The organism is Klebsiella sp. 10-1, assembly GCF_009758445.1.
Classification (GTDB): Bacteria; Pseudomonadota; Gammaproteobacteria; order Enterobacterales; family Enterobacteriaceae; genus Klebsiella; species Klebsiella scottii.
Map to the genome: position 1 here is coordinate 984,039 of NZ_WQRE01000001.1, position 24,331 is coordinate 1,008,369.

The window sequence follows — 24,331 nt, forward strand, 5'->3', positions numbered from 1 at the left end:
CAGCCGGCCGCCGTTTAAAGTTTATTTCGTGTTATCGAAAGGTTAAAGGAAATAAATATGGAACATCAGTCTGCCGTATATCTGGATGCGCTTGGCGCCAATATTGCGCTTACAGAAAAGATGAAAGAGGAGCTGAATACCCTCGGCTACACCGTGGTGCATGGCGTCGCCGACCCGCAATGGCTGGAGGCGATGCGGGACCTTATCGACGAGATTGTTGAGAAAGAGGGGGATAATCTCGCCATCGAACACCATCAGGAAGCGACGGCGACCCGTATTGCCAACCTGATTAACAAGGGCGTGATTTGGGAGAAAGTCTGGGCTCATCCGCTGATCCTCTCCGCCTGTCGGTATATTTTTCAGGGCGATTTTAAGATTTCCAGCCTCAATGCGCGGGAAGCGTTGCTCAACGGCGGCAGCCAGCCGCTGCATGCCGACTGGAAAAAGCCGCGACCGGATTTTCCGAAAGTACATCTGGTAAATACGATTTGGGCTATTGACGATTTAAGCGCCGAAAATGGCGCGCCGCGCATTATTCCCGGCACTCATCTGCGACCGGAGCTGCCGGAGGACGTGCTGGAGGACCCCGAGCTGCCGCATCCTGACGAGGTGGTGTTTGCCGCGCCAGCGGGAAGCGTGATGATTTATAACGCTCATACCTGGCACGGCGGCACCTGCAATCACATCGGCAGCAGAAGGCGCGTGCTGCACGGTCTCTATATCGACAGGCAAGATACGCCGCAGCAGGACCAGCAGCGCTGGCTCAGGCCTGAAACGGCAAGTCGTCTGACGCCGGCGCAAAAATGGTTGCTTGATGTGAAGTAGGCCAGCGAAGTAAGGGCGGTTCAGGGGAGCCGCCCTTTGCTGAAGGAAAGGTCAGGGAATATCCAGATAGACGACCGGTTTTTTCATGATGCACTTCACCGCCTCGATAACCTGCTGCGGCTGAAGTAAAAAAGTTTTGATGCTGGTTTTAATGGTCCGTACGCCGATAAACCGTTGCGCATCGTCGATTTCAATATCTGTCACCAGCAGCACCACGTCGGCGTGGGTAATTTCGTCAGGGGTAATCTTATTCTCAACGCCTAATGCGCCCTGGGTTTCAATTTTCATATGCCATTTTTCATGGTGAGCGACTTTGACCAGACGTTCCGCCGCCATATAGGTGTGCGCCACGCCGCTGACGCAGGCGGTCACCGCTACGATATTCAGTTCCATATTCTCCTCCAGGCGCTAACCGCCGATGGTGACGCGAAAACCCGCTTTCTCAGCCATAATCCTGAATGGCTCAATCTGTGACGCGTCCGGGGCCTTAATTTTCGCCATCGACCACTTCCTGCCGAGCAGCGCGTATTTAGGCTCGCCATATTGATGGAACGGTAGAAGATGTATTTCAGGAAGCTTAAATGGCGCCAGAAACGCCAGGATTTGCCGGAAGTTCTCTTCGCTAAGCGTATACCCGGGAATGAGCGGTACCCTGGGAATAACCCGAATGCGCTTGTCCACCAGCCTGCTGAAATTATCTAGCACCCGCGGTACATCGATCCGCAGCTGAGCCTGCGCGCGACCGGTATCCATGATTTTCAGATCGAACAGCACCTCATCGCACTGCCTGGCGAGCGGGTAAAAGCGGCTGAACGCCGCGTCGCCGGCCGTTTCAATCGCCGTGCGTATTCCCAGCTGGCGTAAGGTTTGCAGGAAGCGGGTTGCAAACCCGGCCTGCATTAATACTTCGCCGCCTGACAGGGTGACGCCGCCGCCGGAGGCGCGAAAGAAAACGTCATCCTTGAGGACTTCCTTAACTAAATTATTCAGCGTCACGTCGCGGCCGATTTGCTCCCATGCGCCGGAGGGGCACTCTTCGACATCCTGCTGGCAGCGCGTACAGCGCAGGCATTTGCTCTCCCGGCGTACGGTCTCTATTTTAGTGGAGATAGATTCCGGGTTGGCGCACCACGGACAGACGTGCGGGCAGCCTTTAAAAAAGACCACCGTCCTGATCCCCAGGCCATCGTTCAGCGAGTAGCGCTGGATGTTAAAAATGCGCGCCCGATCGGCGCGCGTCTCCAGAACCTCACAGCTGATGCGCGGTGCGGTGGATAATGTCATCCTGAATCTCCTTTGATAGCTCGACAAAGAAGGCGCTGTAACCCGCTACGCGCACCACCAGGCCTGCGAAATCCTGGGGACGCTGCTGCGCTTCGCGCAGGGTATCGGCATTGACCACGTTGAACTGGATATGCTGAAGCTTGAGCTTGCTGAATGCCTGCAAAAAGTCAGCCAGCTTATTGAGGCCGCCGTCACCGGCAAGGGTAGCCGGCGTAAACTTCACGTTAAGCAGCGTACCGTTGGATAAAAGATAGTTATCCAGCTTGCTGACGGATTTTAGTACCGCCGTCGGCCCTTGAGAGTCCTGGCCGACCATTGGCGAAAGTCCGCCGTCGGCTAGCTGATCGCCGGCCAGACGACCGTCGGGCGTTGCGCCGACCACTGACCCCAGGGGCACGTGCGCTGAGACGGTGTAGGAACCCGGCGTGAAATGCCCGCCGCGCGGGTTGAGATACTGCTCGACTTCTTTACAGTAAAAACGCAGTAAATCGGCGCTGATATTGTCGACTTCATCGATATCATTGCCATATTTTTCAAAACGGTTAATCAGCCGCGCGCGGATCTTTTCCCCTTCCGGAGTTTTGAAGTTGGCCTTAAGAACCTGAATGAGCTCATCAAAACTCATCCGCTGCTGCTCGAACACCATTCCCTTGAGCGCATGTAAAGAGTCGCTGAGGTTGGCGATACCAATGCCCTGCACGCCGGAGAAGTTATAGCGCGCTCCGCCCTCGGTGATATCTTTACCGCGTTCAATACAGTCCAGAATAAAAGAGGACAGCAGGGGAACCGGCGCCTGGTCGCGATGGCCGATATCGCAAATATTGCTGCCGTTAATCATCAGCTTGATGTAGTAGCGAATTTTTTCGCGGATTTGGTTGAGCAGCCCGTTCCAGCTCACGTCGGGATTGCCTTCATTCTCCAGGATTACGATCTCCATCACCTTGAGCAGGTTAAACATCGCAATATCGTGCAGCCCGTATGTTCGCCCGGGGATCGACAGCTCAACGCAGCCGACGACGGCGTAGTCGCGAGCATCCTCAAGCGATACCCCGCGATTCAAAAACGCCGGAATTACGACTTCATCATTAAAGACCTGCGGGATACCGGTACCCAGACGGATCGTTTCTGCGGTCTTGCGCAGGAACGGACGGTCGATCAGCTCATTGACGCGGACGCCAAGATTAGGCTGCGGTAGCCGGACTTTCTGATACGCATCAAGAGCCAGAAACGAGAGTACGTTCACCGCGCTGCGTCCGGTCTCGCTCAGCCCGCCGAGCAACGCGGTATAGCCGGTCGGGAAGCCGGCAAAATAGCGAGCGCTGCTTGACGAGCGCAGCAGGACGATATCGTTGCACTTGACCCACAATGACTCCAGCAGCTCCTGCAGGAAAGCCGGGTCCTGGCCCCGATTTAACGATGTCTGATAGAACGGCAGCATGTACTGGTCGATGCGACCCAGCGAGAGGGAGCTGGCGTTAGATTCATGCTGCAAAATAATATTCATATGCCAGAACAGCTGACAGGCCTGGTAGAAATCCTCCGGGCGATGAACCGCGTTATGCCGGGAGATCGCGGCGATTGCGGCGAGCTCCTGACGCCGCTTAGCGTCGCTGCAGGCGGCGGCCATCTCCTCGGCCAGCAGCGCATAGCGCAGAATGTGCCGCTGCGAGGCCTCCAGCAGAATCAGCGCGGCCTGATAGAAGTGGTTGCCTGGCGCGCTTTCGGCTGCCGCCCGTAGTTCTGCAACCAGGGCCGCGAGGCCATTATTGAGCAGCCGGGGGTAGTCGATAATGATATGGCCCTGGCCCTTATCGGTCTGGTTGACGCTGAAAATCTGGGTGCTGACGGCCGCTTTGACCTCATCGGTCATCCGGGCGTTAATAAAGTCTTTCATCGAGCGCTTTTCCCAGTAAGGAAACAGCGCTTCGCGGTAAATGCGTTTATCTTCTTCGCTAATGACAAAACGATCCTGGGGGCGAGAGGCGAAGCTGTCCAGTTCGTTCAGTAACCAGTAAGGGTCCATTTCCGGGGAGACGATCCCGGCTCGCGGCTTGACCGTGCGGTTGCCCACAATGAGTTCATCCTCACGAATCGAGATCTGCACATGGTCAAGGATCCACGCGGTGGCTTTCGCCCGGCGTAATAGCACCGGCTCACCCGCCGTCTGTTTGTGGCTTGCGGTATACAGCAGCGCCCGCTCAAGCGAGATCTCCCGCGGCTGGGCGAACAAACTGTCTTTTAAGCGTTGAGTACGATTCGTCATGACAAACTCCATGTTAGTCCGGCGGAGCGCCAGGGCGCTCCGCTCTGTTCAGGCTTTCTGTGCAAGATGGCCGTCGATTTTTTGCATGATGGCCTCCGCGCGTTTCACCGCATCGCTGATATTGACGCGGACGATGGTTTTACCGGAAAAACGCTCTTCAAACTTGATGCCGATATCCTTGGTCAGGATGACCATATCGGCGCGGGCGACATCCTCCGCCGTCAGTTCGTTTTCGATCCCGATAGAGCCCTGGGTCTCGACTTTTATCTGCCAGCCTTTCGCTTTGGCGGCGCTCTCCAGCGACTCGGCGGCCATATAGGTATGCGCTACTCCCGACGGGCAGGCGGTGACGGCAATAATGTGGGTCATAGAATTATCCTCTCTGCTTCTCAGTTAATTTCGAAATCAAGATCCAGCTCGTCATCGGCTTTAGCGGCCGGCGTTTTCTTTTTTGTCAGCGCTTTAAGAGTAATGACGCAGGCGGCGGCGACGCATGCGCCGACCAGCAGGCCAGCGATAAATCCGCCTTTACCCTGCACGACCGGCAGCACGATTAGCCCGCCCCAGCCGGCATAGCACTGCACGCCGAGCAGGGCGGTGGTGACGCAGCCGCTGGCGGCGCCAATCATAATTGAGGGGATCACCCGCAGCGGGTCGGCGGCGGCAAAGGGGATGGCGCCTTCGGAGACGCCTACGCAGCCCATCACCAGCGCGGCTTTGCCGGTCTCACGCTCTTCGGCGCTGAAATATTTGCGGCCGACAAGCGTTGCCAGCCCCATGCCAAGCGGCGGAACGGCGATACCGACGGCGGCAATCGCTACGACGCTGTAAATGCCCTGGGAGACGCAAATCAGCATAAAGGCGTAAGCCACTTTATTCACCGGGCCGCCCATGTCGAAGGCCAGCATCAGGCCCATAATGATGGCGAGCAGGACAATACTGCCCTCGCGCATTCCCTGGAGCCATCCGGTGAGGCTGGCGGTTAGCGCACCGACGGGCTCGCCTAAACCCCACATCATGATCCCGGCGGTAATAAAGGTGCCGACGATCGGGATGACAAAAATGGGCATCACCGAGCGCAGCACCTTGTGGACCGGGATCTTCTTGAGGTAATAGACCACCAGACCGCCGATCATCCCGGCGATCAGCGCGCCAAAGAAGCCGGCGCCAAAGCTGTTGCCTACCCACGCCCCGATGGCGCAGGGCGCCAGAGCCGCGCGGTCCGCAATGGAGTAGCCGATATACGCCGCCAGGAAGGGCACCATCAGCGTCAAACCGGCGACGCCAATATCAAACAGTTTTTTCAGATTCGGATCGGTCGCGACATCCGGGACCGCGCCCTTGCCGTACAGCATGACGGAGATGGCGAGCAGGATGCCGCCGGAGACCACGAAGGGGATCATATGTGAAACGCCGGTCATGAGATGCTGGCGTGTATTTTTTAGTATTTGCACCAGTTCGTTCATTGCTTGCTCCTGAGCGTGCTCTCGCTCGTGACGGTATTGATGTCTCAACAGTAGGAAAATGGCGGTACAGAAAATAGAAGAGAAAAAGTGCATTTACTGGATATTTGTAAGGTGAGAATAAAATTGCGATCCACCTCAAATCTTAGCGCTGGCGGGTATAAAACCAATTTATACGCCGCATTTGTGACCGCGGGCATGAAAAAGAATGCTGTGTACAATAGTCCAGTAATTAAGAGTTATTTCGCGTAGTGCCGTCAGGGTTCTTTCTTTACCTTTTGGGTAACTAACGTATTGCTCAGGAGAAAGGCGATGGCTCTGGTCATTAAATTCATATGCGATTTGTCGAATGGCGTTCACGCCCGCCCGGCCAGTCTGGTCGAAACGCGCTGTAATACCTTTTCGTCCACCGTCGACTGGCTGAATACGCGCAGCGGAAGGCGCGGGAATGCGAAAAGCGCGCTGGCGATCATCGGTACCGATACGATTAAGGGGGACGAGTGCCAGTTAATCATCTGCGGCGATGACGAGCAGCAGGCGTTTGCCGCGCTGTCGACGTTTATTGTGGAGGAGTTTCCGCACTGTGATGCGCCGCTGGCAATGGTAAACAGCATGGACGTGCAGCCGGTCCCTGAATCGCTTTCCCGCCTCAACCCGACGCTCTTTCGCGGCCAGCCCGTCTGTGGAGGGAGCGCGGGAGGCAGGCTCAGTCATCTGAAATCCCTTGAGCTTAGCGACCTCGGGCCGCTGCCCGCTGCCGGCAGTATCGAAGAGGAGCAGGCGCTGCTGGATAAGGGATTGCTGCTCCTGGTCAGGAATATCGAATTCCGCCTGCTGGACAACGACGGTACCGCCGGCGCCATCCTTGAAGCGCATCGTTCTCTGGCGACCGATGCCTCCTTGCGCCAGCATCTGCTCGACGGGCTGCTTGGCGGATTGAGCTGCGCGCAGGCGGTTGTCGCCAGCGGCGAGCACTTCTGCTCCCGGTTTAGCGAATCCGCGAATAGCTACCTGCAGGAAAGGGTGCTCGACGTCCGCGATATCTGCTTTCAGCTGCTGCAGCATATCTACGGCGAGGCCCGTTTTTCGGCGCCGGGTCAGCTCAACGCGCCGTCTGTTTGTCTGGCAGAAGAGCTAACGCCCGGCCAGTTTCTTGAACTGGACAAGACCCTGCTCAAAGGCCTGCTGCTGCGCAGCGGCGGGACCACCTCGCATACCGTGATTCTGGCGCGTTCGTTTAATATTCCCACGCTGGTTGGCGTCGATATGGACGCGCTGCTCCCCTGGGTCGGCCAGGCGGTGCATATCGACGGCAACGCCGGGCTGCTGGTGGTCAATCCCGATGAGGCGGTCGCGCGCTATTATCAGCAGGAGGCCTGGGTTCAGGCGCAGGTGCATAGCCAGCAGCAGGCGTGGCTGGATAAGGAAGGGCAGACCAAAGACGGCCTGCGTCTGGAGGTGGCGGCAAATATCGCGCACTCCGTTGAAGCCGCTGTGGCATTCAATAACGGGGCGCAATCGGTAGGTTTGTTCCGCACCGAAATGCTGTATATGGACCGGCCCGGCGCGCCGTCCGAGTCCGAGCTCTATAATATTTTCTGCCAGGCGCTGGAGCCGGCCTGTGGGCGCAGCATTATCATCCGCACGATGGATATCGGCGGAGATAAGCCGGTGCCCTATCTGAATATTCCGGCTGAAAACAATCCGTTCCTCGGCTACCGCGCGGTGCGGATTTATGAAGAGTATCAGGCGCTGTTTCATACCCAGCTCAGGGCCATTCTGCGCGCCTCCGCGCACGGTTCGCTGAAAATCATGATCCCGATGATTTCGTCGATGGAGGAGATTCTATGGGTGAAAGATCGGCTGGCGGAAGCCAGGCAATCGCTGCGCGACGAGCATATCCCGTTTGATGAGAAGATCCCGCTCGGCATCATGCTGGAGGTGCCGTCGGTGATGTTTATCATCGATCAGTGCTGCGAAGAGGTCGATTTCTTTAGTATCGGGAGTAATGACCTGACGCAATATTTGCTGGCGGTAGACCGCGATAACGCGAAGGTGACGCGCCACTATAACAGCCTCAACCCCGCTTTTTTACGCGCTCTGGACTACGCGGTTCAGGCCGTGCATCGCCAGGGAAAGTGGATCGGTCTTTGCGGCGAGCTAGGCGCGAAGGGCTCCGTTTTGCCGCTGCTGGTCGGCCTCGGAATGGATGAGCTGAGCATGAGCTCGCCGTCAATTCCGGCAGCTAAATCGCGCCTGGCGCAGCTCGACAGCCGGGCGTGTCGCCAGCTGCTGAACCAGGCGATGCAGTGCCGAACCTCGCTGGAAGTGGAGCATCTGCTGGCCCAGTTCCGTATGACCCAGCAGGACGCCCCGCTGATCGCCAGCCAATGCATCACCCTGAACAGCGACTGGCGCAGCAAAGAGGAGGTGATTAAAGGCATGACTGACAACCTTCTGCTGGCGGGCCGCTGCCGGTATCCGCGCAAGCTGGAGGCCGATCTCTGGGCGCGGGAGGCGGTGTTCTCCACCGGGTTGGGCTTCAGTTTCGCCATTCCGCACAGCAAGTCGGAACATATCGAACAATCCACCATCAGCGTTGCCCGTCTGGCTGAGCCGGTGGCGTGGGGAGAGGACGAGGTGCAGTTTGTCATTATGCTGACGCTGAATAAGCACGCCGCCGGCGACCAGCATATGCGAATTTTCTCCCGTCTGGCGCGGCGCATTATGCATGAAGCGTTCAGAAACTCGCTGGTCACGGCGCAGAGCAGCGAAGCTATTGCTGAACTGCTACACCGCGAACTCGAACTGTAAAGCGCTACGGACTCTGCGGTCCCGGGTAGGGAACGGAAAAAAGCAGATGCCAGAGCCCGGCGTCTTCGAGGGACAGGCCGCGTCAGCGACGCGGCATCTATTTTATCTGCTGCTCTTAACGCAGAATGGCCTGACAAATGGCCTCGCTGACCTGCTGAGTCGAGGCCGCGCCCTGCATATCCGGCGTTTTTGGCCCGCTGGCGATAACCTGCTCAATCGCTGCCAGAATACCGTTATGTGCCGCTTCGTAGCGCTCGTCGCCCGCCCCGAGGAAATCAAGCATCATCGCCCCGGCCCAGATAGTCGCTATCGGGTTGGCGATATTTTTGCCATAAATATCCGGCGCCGAGCCGTGGACCGGCTCAAATAGCGACGGGAAGGTGCGCTCGGGGTTGAGGTTTGCCGAAGGGGCGATACCGATGGTGCCGGTACAGGCCGGGCCGAGATCGGAGAGAATATCGCCGAACAGATTGGAAGCGACCACCACGTCAAAGCGCTCGGGCTGCAGCACGAAGCGGGCGCAGAGAATGTCGATATGCTGCTTGTCCCAGCGGATCTCCGGGTAGCCCTGCGCCATCGCCTCAACCCGCTCGTCCCAGTAAGGCATGCTGATGGCCAGACCGTTGGACTTGGTCGCCGAGGTCAGGGTTCTGCGCGGCCGGCTCTGCGCCAGCTCAAAGGCGTAGCGCAGAATGCGATCGACGCCGCGGCGGGTGAACACCGACTCCTGGATCACCACCTCGTGCTCGGTGCCTGGATTCACGCGCCCGCCGAGGGCCGAATACTCGCCTTCGGTATTCTCACGCACCACGTAGAAGTCGATGTCACCGGCCTTTTTCCCCGCCAGCGGGCAGGGGACGCCGGCGAACAGGCGCACCGGGCGCAGGTTGACGTACTGGTCGAACTCGCGGCGAAACTTCAGCAGCGATCCCCACAGGGAGACGTGATCCGGCACGGTATCGGGCCAGCCGACGGCGCCGAAATAGATGGCGTCGAACTCTTTGAGCCGGGCATGCCAGTCGTCCGGCATCATTTTGCCGTGGCGGGCATAATATTCGCAGCTCGCCCATTCAATCTGTTCAAAGCTGAGCGCCAGATCCCAGCGTTCGGCCGCGGCCTGGAGTACGCGAATACCTTCAGGCAGAACTTCCTTACCAATACCGTCGCCGGGAATAGCGGCAATGCGCCAGGTTTTCTTCATACGGGTTCTCACTTATTAGCGGGCGAAATTGACTTCTCCTCGATCCTATAATTGACTGCTTCATAATTAATCATGCTAACTGGTGAAACATAAAACACAGATCATGAACAATCTGCCGCTGCTAAATGATTTACGCGTGTTTATGCTGGTTGCCCGCCGCGCCGGTTTTGCCGCCGCCGCCGAAGAGCTGGGCGTCTCTCCGGCCTTCGTCAGCAAGCGAATCTCGCTGCTTGAACAGACCCTGCACGTGGCGCTCTTGCACCGCACCACGCGGCGTGTCGCCATCACCGAAGAGGGCGAGCGCATCTACGAATGGGCGCAGCGCATTTTGCAGGATGTGGATCAGATGCTGGATGAGCTCTCCGACGTTCGTCAGGTTCCGCAGGGTACGCTGCGTATTATCAGCAGCTTTGGCTTCGGCCGGCGGGTGGTGGCTCCCGCGCTGGCGGCGCTCTCCCGGCAGTATCCCCAGCTGGAGCTGCGCTTCGATGTTGAAGACCGGCTGGTGGATCTGGTCAGCGAAGGGGTGGATTTAGATATTCGGGTGGGGGACGATATTGACCCGAATCTGATTGCCCGCAGGCTGGTGAGCAATCGGCGCATTCTCTGCGCCTCGCCGACCTTCCTGGCGCGCCACCCGCAGCCGAAACAGCTTTGCGATCTGGCGACCCTACCGTGCCTGGTGATTAAAGAGCGCGACCGGCCCTTCGGCGTGTGGCAGCTGCAGGGTAAAGAGGGCGAACGGGCGATTAAGGTCACCGGCCCGCTGTCGTCGAACCACGGCGAAATTGTGCATCAGTGGTGTCTTGACGGCCAGGGGATCGCTTTACGTTCATGGTGGGATGTGGGTGAAAATATCGCCAGCGGCCATCTGGTTCACGTGCTGCCGGACTATTACCAGCCCGCCAACGTCTGGGCGGTATACGTGTCGCGGCTGGCGACCTCAGCTAAAATTCGCACTACCGTGGAGTTTTTGCGCCACTATTTCCAGCAGCACTATCCGCAGCAGCGTATCGTCAGCGACGAGGTGAAATAGCCGACGGCGTTGGCCGCCGGCCGAGGGCGTTACGGGCGTGTCACCTTTTGCAAAATGGCCAGCGCGCCGGCGAACTGCGCGTCAGGGATGGTGAGCGGATAGAGGAAACGGATCACGTTGCCGTACTGGCCGCAGGTCAGCAGCAGCAGGCCATGCTCCAGCGCCCGGCGCTGGATCTCCTGCGCCAGCGCCGCCGAAGGTTCGCCGCTTGCCGGGTCAACGAACTCGGCGGCAATCATCGAACCCACGCCGCGCACTTCAGCCAGCCCCGGACACCAGGCTTTAGCCTCTTCCAGGGTCGAAATCAGGCGCTCGCCGAGGGACTGCGCGCGCGCGCACAGCGCTTCTTTATCAATAATGTTAAGCACCGCGTGGGCGGCGGCCACCGCCAGCGGGTTACCGGCATAGGTGCCGCCTAATCCGCCTGGCGCCGGAGCGTCCATAATCTGCGCGTTGCCGACCACCCCGGAGAGCGGCATTCCGCCCGCCAGGCTCTTCGCCATGGTCATCAGATCCGGCTTGTCGGCATAGTGATCCATCGCGAACAGCTTACCGGTACGGGCAAATCCGCTCTGCACCTCATCGGCGATCATCACGATGCCGTGCTCGTCGCAGAGGCGGCGAACGGCGGCGACCAGCTCTTTAGGCGCGACGTTAAAACCGCCTTCACCCTGTACCGGTTCAAAAATAATCGCCGCCACCTGTTTGGCTTCAATATCGGCCTTGAACAGACGTTCGATGGCGGTCATCGCATCCTGAGTGGTAATGCCGTGTAGGGCCGACGGATAGGGGACGTGGTAGACGGAGCCGGGGAACGGCCCAAAGCCCAGCTTATAGGGGGCAACTTTACCGGTCAGCGCCATCGTCATGTAGGTACGGCCGTGGAAGCCGCCGCCAAAGGCGATCACCCCGGGACGTCCGGTATGGGCGCGGGCAATTTTAATCGCGTTTTCTACCGCTTCGGCGCCGGTAGAAAAGAAGGCGGTTTTGGCCGGACCGCGCACCGGCGCCAGCTCGTTAAGCTTCTCGGCCAGCGCGACGTAGCTCTCGTAGGGCACAATCTGGTAGGCGGTATGGGTAAACAGCTGCAGCTGCTGCTGTACGGCGGCGACCAGCTCCGGGTGACGATGCCCGGTATTCAGCACGGCGATCCCGGCGGCAAAGTCGATGTAATCCCGACCTTCGACATCGGTCAGGGTGGCGTTTTGCGCCGATTGGGCAAAGAAGTTGCACATCACGCCCACGCCGCGCGGGGTCGCTGAAAGACGACGCTGATGAAATTCGCTGTTGCTCATGTTTAACACCTTTTAGCAAAGTTGATGACGTTGACCGGCTCGGAGGCTTAAACCCCGAGGCGATCGCGCAGGCTGTAGTAGGCGGCGCCCATCGCGGTAAACGGAATGCGCAAGCTGCGTCCGCCCGGGAACGGGTAGTGCGGCAGTTTGGCAAAGGCGTCGAAGCGCTCGGCATCGCCGCGCAGAAGCTCGGAAATCAGCCTGCCGGCGAGATGCGTACAGGTGACGCCGTGGCCGCTGTAGCCCTGCATGTAATAAATGTTCTTATCGAGACGGCCGAACTGCGGCATCCGCGACAGGGTCAGCAGGAAGTTGCCGGTCCAGCGATAGTCGATCTTCACCCCCTTCAGCTGAGGGAAGGTTTTCAGCAGCTTGGGCATAATCAGACGCTCGACGTCGTCAGGGTCGCGGGCGCCGTACACCACGCCGCCGCCGTAGAGCAGGCGGTTATCGCCGGTTAAGCGGTAGTAATCCAGCAGGTAGTTGCAGTCCTCTACGCAGTAGTTCTGCGGGATCAGCGAGCGCGCGACCTCAGCAGAGAGCGGCTCGGTGGTGACCACCTGGGTGCCGCAGGGCATGCTGCGCTTCGCCAGTTCCGGCTCGAGCTTATCGCCCAGATAGGCGTTACCGGCGACAATAACGTAGCGCGCGGTGACCTGGCCGCGGGCGGTGCTGACCACCGCCGGGCTGGTGTGCTGGATCTGCGTGACCGGCGACTGCTCGTACACCCGGCCGCCGTTGAGGCGGATAGCGTCCGCTTCGCCGATGGCCAGATTCAGGGGATGAATATGACCGCCGCTACGATCGAGCAGCGCGCCGGTGTAGCGATCGCTGTTGACTTCGCGGCGGATAGCGGCGGCGTCCAGCAGCTCCAGCTGGGTATTGCCGTAGCGCTCCCAGTTCTCTTTTTGCTCCTCCAGCGTCTCCAGCTGCTTATGGTTCATCGCCACAAACAGGCCGCCGGGGCGGTAGTCGCAGGCAATCTGATAGCGCTCGATGCGTTCGCGGATAATATCGCCGCCTTCAAACATCATGCTGCCCAGCATTTTTGCCGCATCCGGGCCGTAGGTGCGTTCAATCACGTCGATATCGCGGCTGTAGGAGTTAACCAGCTGGCCGCCGTTGCGGCCGCTGGCGCCGAAGCCGATGCGCGCGCCTTCCAGCAGCACCACGTCGTAGCCCATTTCCGCAAGATGCAGGGCCGAAGAGAGGCCGGTATAGCCGCCGCCGACGACGCAGACGTCGCAGCTGATGGATTCATCCAGCGTCGGGAACGGCTCGTAGGCGTTGGCGCTGGCGGCGTAATAGCTGGTGGTATGTTCGGTCATGATTAAGACTCCAGAGCAATCCAGATGGTTTTCAGTTCGGTGAATTTTTCCAGCGCATGCAGGGATTTATCGCGTCCGTTTCCGCTCTGCTTGTAGCCGCCAAAAGGTACGGTCATATCGCCATCGTTATAGTTGTTGACGAAGACCGAGCCGGCTTTCAGGCGGCGGCTCAGGCGGTGGGCGCGGGAGAGGTCGCGGGTCCATACCGCAGCGCCGAGGCCGTAGCTGCTGTCGTTGGCCAGCCGCAGCGCCTGTTCCTCGCTTTTAAAGCGGGTCACCACCAGTACCGGGCCGAAAATCTCTTCCCGGCTAATGGTCGAGGCGGGATCGACGTCGACAAAAATGGTCGGGCCAATGGCCGCCGGCCACGGGTTTTTGCGCCCGTCGAGCAGCAGGGTGCTTTTACTCTCCCCGGCGCGAATAAAGCTGTGAACGCTATCGGCGTGGGCGTTATCGATAAGCATGCCCATCGTGGTGTTCGGATCGAGCGGGTTGCCCGGCTGCCAGCGGCTTGCCTGCTCCTGCAGGCGGGCAAGAAACTCGTCGGCGATGCTGTCTTCGACCAGCAGACGGGTGCCGGCAATGCACACCTGGCCCTGGTTATAGAAGATGCCGCCGGCGGTGGCGTCCACCGCTTTCTGCAGGTCAGGGCAGTCGGCAAAGACGATATTGGCGCTTTTGCCGCCGGCCTCCAGCCACACGCGTTTCATATTGCTGTCGCCGGCATCTTTTAACAGCTGCTTGCCGGTGCGGGTCGAGCCGGTAAAGGTAATGACTTCTACATCCGGATGCAGGGAGAGGGCCTGGCCCGCCTCGTGGCCGTAGCCGCTGATGACGTTGAGCACGCCGTCCGGCAGCCCGGCCTCTTTCGCCAGCCCGGCAAGACGCAGCGCGCTGAGCGGTGATTTTTCTGACGGCTTAAGGATCAGGCTGTTGCCGGCCGCCAGCGCCGGGCCCAGCTTCCAGCAGGCCAGCAGCAGAGGGAAGTTCCACGGCACAACCGCGGCGACGACGCCAATCGGTTCGCGGACGATCAGCGCCAGCTCGTTCGTCCCGGTCGGGGCAACTTCGCCATAGACCTTATCGATAGCCTCGGCGTACCAGCGGATCGCCCGCGCCGCGCCGGGGATATCATCGCGCAGGCTGTGGCGAATCGGTTTGCCGGTGTCGAGGGTTTCCAGCAGCGCCAGCTCTTCGCGATGGGTTTCCATCAGGTCGGCGAATTTATGCAGCACCGCCTTACGCCGGGCCGGCGAGGCCTGGGACCAGTCGCCGCGATCGAAAACGTCGCGCGCTGCCTGAACGGCGCGATCGACGTCGGCTTTTTTACCGCGCGCCACGTGGGCCAGCGTTTGCTGAGCGGCGGGGTCGATGGTTTCAAAGGTGCTATTATCGGCGGCGGCGCAATATTCCCCGTTAATAAATAGCCGGGTCTCCGGTTGCAGGCTATTTGCTTGTTCCTGCCAGTAGGTCAGATGCTGAAAATCCATATATAGACTCCATCATAATATAAGCGGGTAAGAGTATTCATAAAGTAATCGGATAATAATATTAGGTATTTTCAGACAGCGCGGGACGGATTGCGTCATACCTCAAGCCGAAGCCTTGAGATATAGGCGGTCCCCGGAGTCAGATACCGTTAAGCGCTATTTTATTTGCGCGTATTATTAAGGCCGGCGGAGAGTTATATTTCCGCGCTGCGCAAATAGATTATTTGCGTACTCTGCGCGCCGGCGGAAATATTTCAGCCGCCGGCGCGGGCCTGAAGAATACCTGAAACCAGCTCAGGCTAAAATTAGAACGTGGTGGGGGTATGGGCACTGATAATTCGGCAAATACCTGCCGAAGTGTTGCTGAAGCTGTGCGGTATGCCGGTATTAATGGCATAGCTTTGCCCGGCAACCAGGTGATACGACTGACCGTTAACAATCAGCACAACCTCACCTTCCAGTACGGTGCCTATTTCCTCACCCTGATGTTTGATCCTCTCCCCGGTCGTGGTTCCAGGCTGGTAAGTTTCAAAAATCATCGCCAGCGTACGGTTCGGATTTCCGTTGTGAACCAGCTTCATCGAAACGCCCTGACTGCCCATTTCAATAAGGTCATCCTGATTAATAACCACCTGCGGTTCATCAGGTTTTTCTGGTTCAGAAAAGAATTCCGAGAGCGACAGCCCATAGACTTTCAGCAGCTTTTGCAGCGTACTGATGGCAGGACTGACTTTATCCTGCTCTATGGTACTGATGGCACTATGTGTTAACCCAGACAGTTCGGCGGCACGACGTTGTGAGAGACCCAGCTGTTGGCGGATCGCTGACAGACGTTTCCCTGGCGCCAGTCCGTCATCGCTCATATTTGCATTTCCTTAACTGTAGTGGTCAGAGCCGCTGCTTTTCAGCAATGTGGTTCTGACAGGCGGTGATAAAACCTTCAAACAACATACGCGACAGGGCGTATTCGCTACTGTTCCATTCAGGATGCCACTGTACGCCCAGCGCGAAAGGGTGGTCGTTAACGCTGACCGCTTCCGCCAGCCCGTCCGAAGAGCGGGCCTCCACGCGCAGACGTGGGCCTAATGTTTTTGCTCCCTGCCCGTGTAGCGAGTTTACCCAAAACGTGTTGCAGCCCGGTATTAACTGAGAAAGTAATCCTCCTTCCTGAACCTGAACTTCGTGAGAGGGAGCGTACTGCTGCTCTACCGGAAGCTCGGGGTCTTCGCGATGTTCAAGCAGTTCCGGCTGCTCGAAAAGACGACGATACAGAGTCCCGCCGGTGGCGACAACCAGTTCCTGCAACCCACGGCAGATGGCGAAAATGGGGATGCGCCTTTCGAGTGCGGCGGCAATTAATGCCATGCTCAGAAGATCACGCCCGGGATCGGCGTCAGGCTCATCGCCGTTTTCACCATAAAGGTGCGGCTGGACGTTGCTGGGGCTGCCTGGCAGATAGATTCCGTCCAGTTTGGGTAACAGCGCGGCCAGCAGTTCCGGCTCGGCCAGCGCGTGCGGCAGGGCAATCGGCAGCCCACCGGCGTTAATAATCGCATTCAGGTACTTTTCTTGCAGGGTCTGGGTCTGATGACCCTTGAGCCTGTTCCTGCACATCACGACGCCAATAACCGGCCTGTACATTATATTTTCCATGATCGCCCTCACAAAGTGGACTAAATTATGACCATTTAGGGTGTTAAAAGGCCATATCGTTCAATATTTTCTCAATCTAGCAGCGAGAATAGCCGTTTGCAAACTTAATTTAACATTTGACAAACATTTTGTTTGCATACACATTCGAATGGTGGACATTATATTTAACGGCAGCAGGCCGAAGTCCGAAACCAACACAACGGCGGTGAATGATGGAAACCAATATCGTAGAAGTTGAGAATTTTGTTCAGCAGTCAGAAGAGAGACGGGGCAGCGCATTTGCTTCTGAAGTAAAGCGCTACCTTGAACGTTACCCTGATACCCAGTACGTCGATGTGCTGTTAACCGACCTTAACGGCTGCTTCCGCGGCAAGCGCATCCCGGTTTCCAGCCTGAGTAAACTGGAGAAAGGCTGCTACTTCCCGGCTTCGGTTTTTGCGATGGACATTCTGGGTAACGTGGTTGAAGAGGCGGGTCTCGGCCAGGACATGGGCGAGCCGGACTGCACCTGCGTGCCGGTGCCGGGCACCTTAACGCCTTCCGCCGCCGATCCGCAATACATCGGCCAGGTGCTGCTGACTATGGTTGATGAAGATGGCGCTCCCTTTGACGTTGAGCCGCGGAACGTACTTAACCGTCTCTGGCAGCAGCTGCGCCAGCGCGGGCTGTTCCCCGTGGTAGCGGTAGAGCTGGAGTTCTATTTACTCGATCGCAAGCGTGATGCCGAAGGCTATCTCCAGCCGCCCTGCGCGCCGGGCACCGACGTGCGCAACACCCAAAGCCAGGTTTACTCCGTTGATAACCTCAACCACTTCGCCGACGTGCTGAATGATATCGACGAGCTGGCCCAGCTGCAGCTGATCCCCGCCGATGGCGCGGTAGCGGAAGCCTCGCCCGGACAGTTTGAAATCAACCTTTACCATACCGATAACGTGCTCGATGCCTGCGATGATGCGCTGGCGTTAAAACGCCTCGTGCGTTTAATGGCGGAGAAGCATAAGATGCACGCCACTTTTATGGCGAAGCCTTATGAAGAGCACGCCGGTAGCGGGATGCATATCCATATCAGCATGCAGAACAATAAGGGTGAAAACGTGCTGGCGGACGCGCAGGGCGAAGATTCCGCACTGCTCAAGCGCGCGCTGGCCGGGATGATTGACCTGATGCCGGCGTCGATGGCGCTGCTGGCGCCGAACGTTAACTCGTACCGTCGCTTCCAGCCGGGAATGTATGTCCCAACCCAGGCATCGTGGGGACACAACAACCGCACCGTGGCGCTGCGCATTCCCTGCGGCGATCGCCATAACCACCGCGTCGAGTATCGGGTCGCGGGGGCGGATGCCAACCCGTATCTGGTGATGGCGGCAATCTTTGCCGGGATTTTACACGGGCTGGACAATACGCTGCCGCTTCAGGAAGAGGTGGAGGGCAACGGGCTTGAGCAGGAGGGGCTGCCGTTCCCGATTCGCCAAAGCGATGCGCTATGGGAATTTATGCAAAACGACTCCCTGAGAGAGCTGCTCGGCGAGCGCTTCTGCCACGTTTACCATGCCTGCAAGCATGATGAGCTGCTGCAGTTTGAGCGCCTGATCACCGAAACAGAGATTGAGTGGATGTTGAAAAACGCCTGATCGCCGCCCCGTAAGGGGCCAACGGGTGAGAACCATCGGTAGCATCATACGGCCTGAGCGGAGCCTGGCCGAATATTTTTGCTGGGGATCCAGCCGCTTCCCGGATGTCGCGTTAAGGAGCGCAGGCGACAACGGGGCTTCAGTTAACGACACAGTGTGTGACGAGGTAGGAGATGATGCAGATGTTCAAATATCCGCAGGGAGAAGGGGGCCATGAGGGCCGCTATGAATGTGAACCCGCCGCCGTTCGCCGGTACGTTTTACCCTGTTGTTTACGCTTAACCCCCTTGCTAAGCAGGTTTGTAACCCGGTCAGTGTACCCACAAACCTACGCGTGCATGGGGGGAAACGGTCATGGCTGCTAATACTTCTCTTAACATCTCATCCGAGGCGGGAAAGCCTCGGCTGCGCAAGTCGCTCAAGCTCTGGCAGGTGGTGATGATGGGCCTCGCCTATCTGACGCCGATGACGGTGTTCGATACCTTCGGCATCGTCTCCGGCATCAGCAACGGCCACGTCCCCGCCTCCTACCTGCTGGCGCTGGCGGGGGTGCTGTTTACCGCCATCAGCTACGGCAAGCTGGTGCGCCAGTTCCCGGAAGCGGGGTCGGCGTATACCTACGCGCAAAAATCAATCAGCCCCCACGTCGGCTTTATGGTCGGCTGGTCGTCGCTGTTGGACTACCTGTTCCTGCCGATGATCAACGTCCTGCTGGCTAAGATTTATCTTTCCGCCCTGTTCCCTGAAGTCCCGCCGTGGGTGTGGGTGGTGTCGTTTGTGGCGATCCTCACCGCCGCGAACCTGAAGAGCGTGAGCCTGGTCGCCAACTTCAATACCCTGTTTGTGCTGGTGCAGATTTCGATCATGGTGGTCTTTATCGTGCTGGTGGTGCAGGGGCTGCATAAAGGTGAAGGGGTGGGAACCGTCTGGTCGCTGCAGCCGTTTATCAGCCAAAACGCTCATCTCATCCCGATCATCACCGGGGCGACGATCGTCTGCTTCTCGTTCCTCGGCTTTGACGCGGTGACCACGCTGTCGGAGGAGACCCCGGACGCCGCGCGGGTGATCCCGAAGGCGATTTTCCTCACCGCCATGTACGGCGGCATTATCTTTATCGCCGCCTCGTTCTTTATGCAGCTCTTTTTCCCCGATATCAGCCGCTTTAAGGACCCCGACGCGGCGCTGCCGGAGATCGCGCTCTACGTCGGCGGCAAGCTGTTCCAGTCGATTTTCCTCTGCACCACCTTCGTCAATACCCTGGCGTCGGGGCTGGCTTCACACGCCAGCGTCTCGCGTCTGCTGTACGTGATGGGGCGCGACAACGTCTTCCCGGAGCGCGTTTTCGGCTATATCCACCCGAAATGGCGGACGCCGGCGCTGAACGTGATTATGGTGGGAATTGTCGCCCTGTCGGCGCTGTTCTTCGACCTGGTCACCGCCACGGCGCTGATCAACTTCGGCGCGCTGGTGGCCTTTACCTTTGTCAACCTGTCGGTGTTCAACCACTTCTGGCGGCGCAAGGGCTACAACAAAACCTGGAAGGATCGTTTCCACTATCTGCTGCTGCCGCTGATTGGCGCCGTGACGGTCGGCGTGCTGTGGGTGAATCTGGAGGCGACATCCCTGACGCTGGGCCTGGTGTGGGCCGCGGTCGGTCTGCTCTATCTGACCTGGCTGACCCGGCGCTTTCGTAAGCCGCCGCCGCAGTTTGACGGCGCCAGGGCGGAGCAGGCCTGGGAGTCGTAGCGCGCAGGTGGGAACTGAATAAAGAAAAGCAGGCAACATGCCTGCTTTTCTTTTGTCGCTATAGCGTCTCTATAGCAGACCGGGGGTTATTTTTTCTTCTTGTGAAAAGGCAGCTGGCTGGCGCGACGCTCCTTGACGTATGACACCAAACTGTAAAGCGCAACCCCCAGCAAAATGACCGCAGCGAGAAGGAGAATAATACCGGACATACACAATCCTGGGTCCTGGTTGAAAACGATGCACTCTATAAATACGCGGCTAAGATAGCATCGGGATATGTCTGAAATATGACTCTTTCATCGGTAAAACCTAACAAACGCGGCAGGAAAACCTGTTGTTTTGTCGGGCGGGGTAACACTCCGTTAAGTGATTTTACAGACGCGCGGCCTTCAGGCTGTTACTCTGCACGCGAGTTCGAATTGTCTGAGAATATTGAATGCGTAATAAACATGTCGTCAGCCTGCCAGGGCTGGCACTTATCCTGGTCTCGTTTGCTTCACAGGCGGAGTCCGAACGTCAGCAAACCCGGGAGCGGATCGTCGATCAGGTACTCAAACCCTGCGAAGGAAAGAAGGCCGGAGACAAAGTGGTGATGGTCGATCGTCGCGGCGGAGAGCATGAGGCTATCTGCACGCTGGCGGCGGTACCGCTGCCGGAGTAACGTCTACCGCCGCCGGGCAGATTAGAGATTTCCCGTGCCGCCATCCACCAGCAGCTCGGTTCCCACGACGTAGCTGGACTCGTCCGAGGCGAGGTACAGCGCGGCTTTCGCCAGCTCCTGCGGCGTGCCCATTCGCCCGAGCGGGACCAGGTTTTTGATCTCCTCCTGCAGGGCGCTCAGCGCCTGCGCGCTGAGGCCGAGCTTATCTAGCGCCGGCGTGCGCACCGGGCCCGGGCTCAGGCCGTTAACGCGAACGCCGCGCGGCAGCAGCTCCGCCGACAGGGTGCGGGCCAGCGACAGCAGCCCGGCTTTGCTGGCGGCATAGGCGCTGCTGGTCGGCAGGCCGATATGGGCGCTCACCGAGCCGCAGAGAATCACCGAAGAGGGGTTCGCCAGCAGCGGCAGCAGGGCCTGAAGTAAAAAGAACGGCCCTTTGAGATTGGTATTCATCAACCGATCCCAGCTCTCTTCACTCCAGTCGCCAATATTCGCGTGGGTGACGTCGCCGGCGTTGATGAATACCGCATCAAGGCGCGGCCAGCGGCTGGCAAGAACGTGCGCGAGCCGACGCTGGTCTGCGGCATCGCCCGCATCGGCGGCGATAGCCCATCCTCGATCCCCCAATAGTTCCTGCGCCTGTTGAAGCGCCTCAGGGCTGCGGCCGGTTACCGCAACCTGCGCGCCCTCGGCGATAAATTCCTGCGCCGTAGCAAGGCCGATGCCGCTGGTTCCACCGGTAATTAAGGTCAATTTTCCTGCTAAACGTCCCATCGTTGTGCTCCCAATCGCTCACTGGAAATCCCACTATAAAAGCATTAGTATCCAAAAGGTACCAGGTACCAATTGGGTACTAACGAGGGGAGTGGTGTGCTATGGCGAAAACAGCGGCGCAGGCTGCGGAAAATAATTTTGTACCACCGGTTTGCCCGATGACCAGCTTCGTTAATCTGATCGCCGGGAAATGGGCGATCCCCGTGCTCTATCGTCTGATCGTGCTGAATACTCCGGTGCGCTTTGGCGAACTGCTGCGCGCAATCGCCCCCATTACGCAAAAAGAGCTGACCCGCCAGCTGCGGCTGTTTGAGCAGCGCGGGCTGGTGTCGCGCTGCGTCTATCCGGAGATCCCGCCGCGGGTTGAGTATCAGATAACCGAGCTCGGGCTATCGATGCGCGAGGCGCTGCAGCCGCTGGCGGAGTGGATGAACCACAACGGCCATCGGCTGAAGCGGTAAAAGAATGCCCGCTGCCTCAGTTTGCGCGCTGTTATCTGGCAAAATGTCATAAATTTGTCACAATCAGGGCGATGCTAATCACTGACTGAGGGTTAAGGGATGAGAAAAAGTCTACTCGCCGGCGCGATTGCCGCTGGCGTTTTGTTATCCGCGGGCGTCCAGGCACAGGAACAGGCGGCCCCGCAGGGCTATCAGCTCCAGCAGGTGCTGATCATGAGCCGCCACAACCTGCGCGCGCCGCTGGCGAATAACGGCAGCGTGCTGGAACAGTCAACGCCGAAATCATGGCCGGAGTGGGACGTCCCGGGCGGGCAGCTGACCACCAAGGGCGGGGTGCTGGAAGTCTATATGGGGCACTATATGCGGGAGTGGCTGGCGCAGCAGGGGCTGGTGACCAGCGGCGAGTGTCCGCCGGACAACGCGGTGTACGCCTATGCCAACAGCCTGCAGCGCACCGTCGCGACCGCCCAGTTCTTTATTACCGGCGCCTTTCCCGGCTGCGGCGTAACCGTCCATCACCAGCCGCAAATGGGCACTATGGACCCGACCTTTAACCCGGTTATCACCGATGACTCCGCGGCGTTTGGCGAGAAAGCGGTGCAGGCAATGGAAAAAGAGCGGCAAAAAATGCAGCTCACCGACAGCTACAAGCTGCTTGAAGAGATGACCGACTATCGCAATTCGCCTTCCTGTAAAGAGAAGCAGCAGTGCTCGCTGAGCGACGGAAAAGACACCTTCAGCGCCAAATATCAGCAGGAGCCGGGCGTTTCCGGGCCGCTGAAGGTCGGTAACTCGTTGGTGGATGCGTTCACCCTGCAGTATTACGAAGGCTTCCCGCAGGACCAGGTGGCGTGGGGTGAAATCAAAACCGATAAGCAGTGGCAGGTGCTGTCGAAGCTGAAAAACGGCTATCAGGATAGCCTGTTTACCTCAACGGAAGTGGCGCGCAACGTCGCTAAGCCGCTGGTGAAGTATATCGACAAGGCGCTGGTGGGCGATGCGACGCAGGCGGCGAAAGTGACGCTGCTGGTGGGACATGATTCCAATATCGCCTCGCTGCTGACAGCGTTGGATTTTAAACCTTATCAGCTGCACGATCAGCACGAGCGCACGCCGATTGGCGGGAAAATTGTCTTCCAGCGCTGGCATGATAGCGGCGGCAACCGCGAGCTGATGAAGATCGAGTACGTCTATCAAAGCACCGCACAGCTGCGTAATGCCGACGCGCTGACGCTGCAGTCGCCGCCGCAGCGGGTGACCCTGGCGCTGAGCGGATGTCCGGTGGACGCCAACGGCTTCTGCCCGATGGAGACCTTTAAAACGGTGATGAACCAGGCCGCAAAATAAACAAAAAACCCGGAGCAATCCGGGTTTTTTTATTCTGCCGCATCGTGGTTACACGTTTTTACGCTCGATGGTTTGCTCGCCCCAGAACAGCGAATCTTTATCCGTTTTCGCAAAGGCCAGCGGCAGCACTTCATCACTGCCTTCTTCCCAGATTTTTTCCGCTAACTTTTCATCGTATTTAGCCAGTTCGAAAATCGCTTCGGCGATCTCCACCGAGGTATTGCGTAAACTTGCCCACTCACCGACGTGGTGAGCTTTTGCTTCTTGAGTTGGCATGCAGATCCTCCTGCTGAGGGTTAACCCTGTAATTTAACCGCCAGGCCGGCGACATGTTCGCCCTGGTAGCGGGCGATCGCCAGCTCTTCCTCGCTCGGCTGGCGAGAACCGTCGCCGCCGGCGATGGTGGTTGCGCCATACGGCGTACCGCCGCGAACCACCGAGACATCAAATAATTCCTGAGCGCCGTAGCCAATCGGCACGATCACCATCCCGTGATGGGCGAGGGTGATCCAGGTCGAGGTAATGGTCTGCTCCTGTCCACCGCCGGTGCCGGTAGAGCTGAATACGCTGGCCAGCTTGCCGTACAGCGCGCCGGATGCCCACAGGCCGCCCGTCTGATCGAGGAAGGTGCGCATCTGTCCGGACATGTTGCCGAAACGGGTCGGGGTACCAAAGATGATAGCGTCATACTCTGCCAGCTCCTGCGGCGTGGCGACGGGCGCATTTTGCGTTTTCCCGCCTGCTTTGGCGAATGCCTCAGCATGCATAGTTTCCGGCACGCGCTTCACCACCACTTCCACGCCGTCTACTCTGTTCGCCCCTTCGGCGACGGCATGAGCCATGGTTTCGATGTGTCCATACATTGAATAATAAAGCACCAGAATTTTAGCCATTTGCATCACTCCTCGGTTGCGTTATAGGCCAGCCAAACGACTGGCTATCTTTAAAGATAAGGCGTCTGGCGGAGAGTGCAAATCTAACAATCATTTATTTGATTTATAACAAAATTGCAAAGATTGCTTTTGTCGCAAAAAGATACATTTTCCGCTGCGCTGTTTTCGT

The 24,331-nt window shown here is 58.3% G+C and carries 23 protein-coding genes; 8 read left to right on the top strand and 15 right to left on the bottom strand.

All coding sequences use genetic code 11. From position 1 onward, the window contains the following. The first annotated feature begins 57 nt into the window (after window positions 1-57). A complete protein-coding gene (locus GO007_RS04655) occupies window positions 58-825 on the top strand; it encodes a phytanoyl-CoA dioxygenase family protein (RefSeq protein ID WP_095096152.1) in 768 nt (255 codons plus the stop codon). A 51-nt stretch (window positions 826-876) separates the two neighbouring features. On the opposite strand, the gene GO007_RS04660 is transcribed toward GO007_RS04655, so the two are convergent. The 5 genes from GO007_RS04660 to GO007_RS04680 are packed head-to-tail and all read right to left on the bottom strand — an operon-like array spanning window position 877 to window position 5,838. Further along, complete coding sequence (locus tag GO007_RS04660; RefSeq protein WP_095096154.1) at window positions 877-1,218, bottom strand: PTS fructose-like transporter subunit IIB; 342 nt, start codon at window positions 1,216-1,218, stop codon at window positions 877-879. A gap of 15 nt (window positions 1,219-1,233) precedes the next feature. Beyond that, complete coding sequence (locus tag GO007_RS04665) at window positions 1,234-2,109, bottom strand: [formate-C-acetyltransferase]-activating enzyme (protein WP_095096157.1); 876 nt, start codon at window positions 2,107-2,109, stop codon at window positions 1,234-1,236. After that, complete coding sequence (locus GO007_RS04670; protein ID WP_095096159.1) at window positions 2,075-4,372, bottom strand: formate C-acetyltransferase; 2,298 nt, start codon at window positions 4,370-4,372, stop codon at window positions 2,075-2,077. Before GO007_RS04670 ends, GO007_RS04665 begins: the two co-directional genes overlap by 35 nt. Before the next feature lie 48 nt (window positions 4,373-4,420). Further along, a complete protein-coding gene (locus GO007_RS04675; protein ID WP_095096162.1) occupies window positions 4,421-4,741 on the bottom strand; it encodes a PTS fructose-like transporter subunit IIB in 321 nt (106 codons plus the stop codon). 20 nt (window positions 4,742-4,761) lie between these two features. Then, entirely contained in the window at window positions 4,762-5,838 is a 1,077-nt protein-coding gene (locus tag GO007_RS04680; protein WP_095096164.1) for a PTS fructose transporter subunit EIIC, read from the bottom strand. Between the two features lie 309 nt (window positions 5,839-6,147). Here GO007_RS04680 and ptsP point away from each other — a divergent pair, with 309 nt between their 5' ends. Next, the gene (gene ptsP / locus GO007_RS04685; RefSeq protein WP_095096167.1) at window positions 6,148-8,649 is read left to right on the top strand and encodes a phosphoenolpyruvate--protein phosphotransferase; all 2,502 of its coding nucleotides are present in this window, start codon (window positions 6,148-6,150) and stop codon (window positions 8,647-8,649) included. 115 nt (window positions 8,650-8,764) lie between these two features. Here the strand turns inward: ptsP and GO007_RS04690 are convergent, their stop codons facing one another. Beyond that, window positions 8,765-9,850, bottom strand: a complete 1,086-nt coding sequence (locus GO007_RS04690) for a tartrate dehydrogenase (protein ID WP_095096170.1) — start codon at window positions 9,848-9,850, stop codon at window positions 8,765-8,767. An 82-nt stretch (window positions 9,851-9,932) separates the two neighbouring features. On the opposite strand from GO007_RS04690, the gene GO007_RS04695 reads away from it, so the two are divergent. Further along, window positions 9,933-10,886, top strand: a complete 954-nt coding sequence (locus GO007_RS04695; protein WP_189339820.1) for a LysR substrate-binding domain-containing protein — start codon at window positions 9,933-9,935, stop codon at window positions 10,884-10,886. A 29-nt stretch (window positions 10,887-10,915) separates the two neighbouring features. On the opposite strand, the gene puuE is transcribed toward GO007_RS04695, so the two are convergent. From puuE to puuD, 5 genes are all read right to left on the bottom strand, one after another. Further along, a complete protein-coding gene (puuE, locus tag GO007_RS04700) occupies window positions 10,916-12,181 on the bottom strand; it encodes a 4-aminobutyrate transaminase (protein WP_095096175.1) in 1,266 nt (421 codons plus the stop codon). A gap of 47 nt (window positions 12,182-12,228) precedes the next feature. Continuing rightward, window positions 12,229-13,509, bottom strand: a complete 1,281-nt coding sequence (locus GO007_RS04705) for an NAD(P)/FAD-dependent oxidoreductase (protein ID WP_095096178.1) — start codon at window positions 13,507-13,509, stop codon at window positions 12,229-12,231. A 2-nt stretch (window positions 13,510-13,511) separates the two neighbouring features. Then, window positions 13,512-14,999: an aldehyde dehydrogenase PuuC gene (puuC, locus tag GO007_RS04710; RefSeq protein ID WP_095096181.1), complete on the bottom strand. Its 1,488-nt coding sequence runs from the start codon at window positions 14,997-14,999 to the stop codon at window positions 13,512-13,514. A gap of 305 nt (window positions 15,000-15,304) precedes the next feature. Continuing rightward, entirely contained in the window at window positions 15,305-15,862 is a 558-nt protein-coding gene (gene puuR / locus GO007_RS04715; protein ID WP_041144904.1) for an HTH-type transcriptional regulator PuuR, read from the bottom strand. Window positions 15,863-15,887: 25 nt separating this feature from the next. Then, entirely contained in the window at window positions 15,888-16,640 is a 753-nt protein-coding gene (gene puuD, locus GO007_RS04720; RefSeq protein ID WP_198389036.1) for a gamma-glutamyl-gamma-aminobutyrate hydrolase, read from the bottom strand. A 224-nt stretch (window positions 16,641-16,864) separates the two neighbouring features. Between puuD and GO007_RS04725 the strand changes: the two genes are divergently transcribed. Then, window positions 16,865-18,283, top strand: a complete 1,419-nt coding sequence (locus GO007_RS04725; protein ID WP_095096187.1) for a glutamine synthetase family protein — start codon at window positions 16,865-16,867, stop codon at window positions 18,281-18,283. A 354-nt stretch (window positions 18,284-18,637) separates the two neighbouring features. Continuing rightward, window positions 18,638-20,029, top strand: coding sequence for an APC family permease (locus tag GO007_RS04730; protein ID WP_095096192.1), 1,392 nt, complete (start codon window positions 18,638-18,640; stop codon window positions 20,027-20,029). An 86-nt stretch (window positions 20,030-20,115) separates the two neighbouring features. Here GO007_RS04730 and GO007_RS04735 read toward each other — a convergent pair whose 3' ends face one another. Further along, window positions 20,116-20,238 (bottom strand): small membrane protein, encoded by a 123-nt coding sequence (locus GO007_RS04735; protein ID WP_095096195.1) that lies wholly within the window; start codon window positions 20,236-20,238, stop codon window positions 20,116-20,118. Between the two features lie 227 nt (window positions 20,239-20,465). Here GO007_RS04735 and GO007_RS04740 point away from each other — a divergent pair, with 227 nt between their 5' ends. Continuing rightward, window positions 20,466-20,690 carry a hypothetical protein gene (locus tag GO007_RS04740; protein WP_095096198.1) on the top strand — a complete coding sequence of 75 codons (225 nt, stop codon included), beginning with the start codon at window positions 20,466-20,468 and terminating at the stop codon, window positions 20,688-20,690. 21 nt (window positions 20,691-20,711) lie between these two features. Here the strand turns inward: GO007_RS04740 and GO007_RS04745 are convergent, their stop codons facing one another. Beyond that, a complete protein-coding gene (locus GO007_RS04745; protein WP_095096201.1) occupies window positions 20,712-21,461 on the bottom strand; it encodes an SDR family oxidoreductase in 750 nt (249 codons plus the stop codon). A gap of 101 nt (window positions 21,462-21,562) precedes the next feature. Here GO007_RS04745 and GO007_RS04750 point away from each other — a divergent pair, with 101 nt between their 5' ends. Both GO007_RS04750 and agp read left to right on the top strand, forming a co-directional pair. Continuing rightward, window positions 21,563-21,922: a winged helix-turn-helix transcriptional regulator gene (locus GO007_RS04750; RefSeq protein WP_095096204.1), complete on the top strand. Its 360-nt coding sequence runs from the start codon at window positions 21,563-21,565 to the stop codon at window positions 21,920-21,922. A gap of 99 nt (window positions 21,923-22,021) precedes the next feature. Next, window positions 22,022-23,269 (top strand): bifunctional glucose-1-phosphatase/inositol phosphatase, encoded by a 1,248-nt coding sequence (agp, locus tag GO007_RS04755; RefSeq protein WP_095096207.1) that lies wholly within the window; start codon window positions 22,022-22,024, stop codon window positions 23,267-23,269. A 48-nt stretch (window positions 23,270-23,317) separates the two neighbouring features. On the opposite strand, the gene GO007_RS04760 is transcribed toward agp, so the two are convergent. Then, window positions 23,318-23,545: a YccJ family protein gene (locus GO007_RS04760; RefSeq protein WP_095096210.1), complete on the bottom strand. Its 228-nt coding sequence runs from the start codon at window positions 23,543-23,545 to the stop codon at window positions 23,318-23,320. A 20-nt stretch (window positions 23,546-23,565) separates the two neighbouring features. Beyond that, on the bottom strand, window positions 23,566-24,162 hold the full coding sequence (wrbA, locus tag GO007_RS04765; protein ID WP_095096213.1) for an NAD(P)H:quinone oxidoreductase: 597 nt from the start codon (window positions 24,160-24,162) through the stop codon (window positions 23,566-23,568). Between the last annotated feature and the right edge of the window lie 169 nt (window positions 24,163-24,331).

Excerpts from the sequence above, each read along its gene's own strand:
- GO007_RS04705 (WP_095096178.1), bottom strand. The coding sequence starts at position 13,509 with ATGACCGAACATACCACCAGCTATTACGCCGCCAGCGCCAACGCCTAC.
- GO007_RS04745 (WP_095096201.1), bottom strand. The coding sequence starts at position 21,461 with ATGGGACGTTTAGCAGGAAAATTGACCTTAATTACCGGTGGAACCAGC.
- agp (WP_095096207.1), top strand. The coding sequence starts at position 22,022 with ATGAGAAAAAGTCTACTCGCCGGCGCGATTGCCGCTGGCGTTTTGTTA.
- GO007_RS04750 (WP_095096204.1), top strand. The coding sequence starts at position 21,563 with ATGGCGAAAACAGCGGCGCAGGCTGCGGAAAATAATTTTGTACCACCG.
- GO007_RS04730 (WP_095096192.1), top strand. The coding sequence starts at position 18,638 with ATGGCTGCTAATACTTCTCTTAACATCTCATCCGAGGCGGGAAAGCCT.
- wrbA (WP_095096213.1), bottom strand. The coding sequence starts at position 24,162 with ATGGCTAAAATTCTGGTGCTTTATTATTCAATGTATGGACACATCGAA.
- GO007_RS04675 (WP_095096162.1), bottom strand. The coding sequence starts at position 4,741 with ATGACCCACATTATTGCCGTCACCGCCTGCCCGTCGGGAGTAGCGCAT.
- puuR (WP_041144904.1), bottom strand. The coding sequence starts at position 15,862 with ATGAGCGATGACGGACTGGCGCCAGGGAAACGTCTGTCAGCGATCCGC.
- ptsP (WP_095096167.1), top strand. The coding sequence starts at position 6,148 with ATGGCTCTGGTCATTAAATTCATATGCGATTTGTCGAATGGCGTTCAC.
- GO007_RS04680 (WP_095096164.1), bottom strand. The coding sequence starts at position 5,838 with ATGAACGAACTGGTGCAAATACTAAAAAATACACGCCAGCATCTCATG.
- puuD (WP_198389036.1), bottom strand. The coding sequence starts at position 16,640 with ATGTACAGGCCGGTTATTGGCGTCGTGATGTGCAGGAACAGGCTCAAG.
- puuC (WP_095096181.1), bottom strand. The coding sequence starts at position 14,999 with ATGGATTTTCAGCATCTGACCTACTGGCAGGAACAAGCAAATAGCCTG.
- GO007_RS04670 (WP_095096159.1), bottom strand. The coding sequence starts at position 4,372 with ATGACGAATCGTACTCAACGCTTAAAAGACAGTTTGTTCGCCCAGCCG.
- GO007_RS04760 (WP_095096210.1), bottom strand. The coding sequence starts at position 23,545 with ATGCCAACTCAAGAAGCAAAAGCTCACCACGTCGGTGAGTGGGCAAGT.
- GO007_RS04660 (WP_095096154.1), bottom strand. The coding sequence starts at position 1,218 with ATGGAACTGAATATCGTAGCGGTGACCGCCTGCGTCAGCGGCGTGGCG.
- GO007_RS04735 (WP_095096195.1), bottom strand. The coding sequence starts at position 20,238 with ATGTCCGGTATTATTCTCCTTCTCGCTGCGGTCATTTTGCTGGGGGTT.
- GO007_RS04740 (WP_095096198.1), top strand. The coding sequence starts at position 20,466 with ATGCGTAATAAACATGTCGTCAGCCTGCCAGGGCTGGCACTTATCCTG.
- puuE (WP_095096175.1), bottom strand. The coding sequence starts at position 12,181 with ATGAGCAACAGCGAATTTCATCAGCGTCGTCTTTCAGCGACCCCGCGC.
- GO007_RS04725 (WP_095096187.1), top strand. The coding sequence starts at position 16,865 with ATGGAAACCAATATCGTAGAAGTTGAGAATTTTGTTCAGCAGTCAGAA.
- GO007_RS04690 (WP_095096170.1), bottom strand. The coding sequence starts at position 9,850 with ATGAAGAAAACCTGGCGCATTGCCGCTATTCCCGGCGACGGTATTGGT.
- GO007_RS04665 (WP_095096157.1), bottom strand. The coding sequence starts at position 2,109 with ATGACATTATCCACCGCACCGCGCATCAGCTGTGAGGTTCTGGAGACG.
- GO007_RS04655 (WP_095096152.1), top strand. The coding sequence starts at position 58 with ATGGAACATCAGTCTGCCGTATATCTGGATGCGCTTGGCGCCAATATT.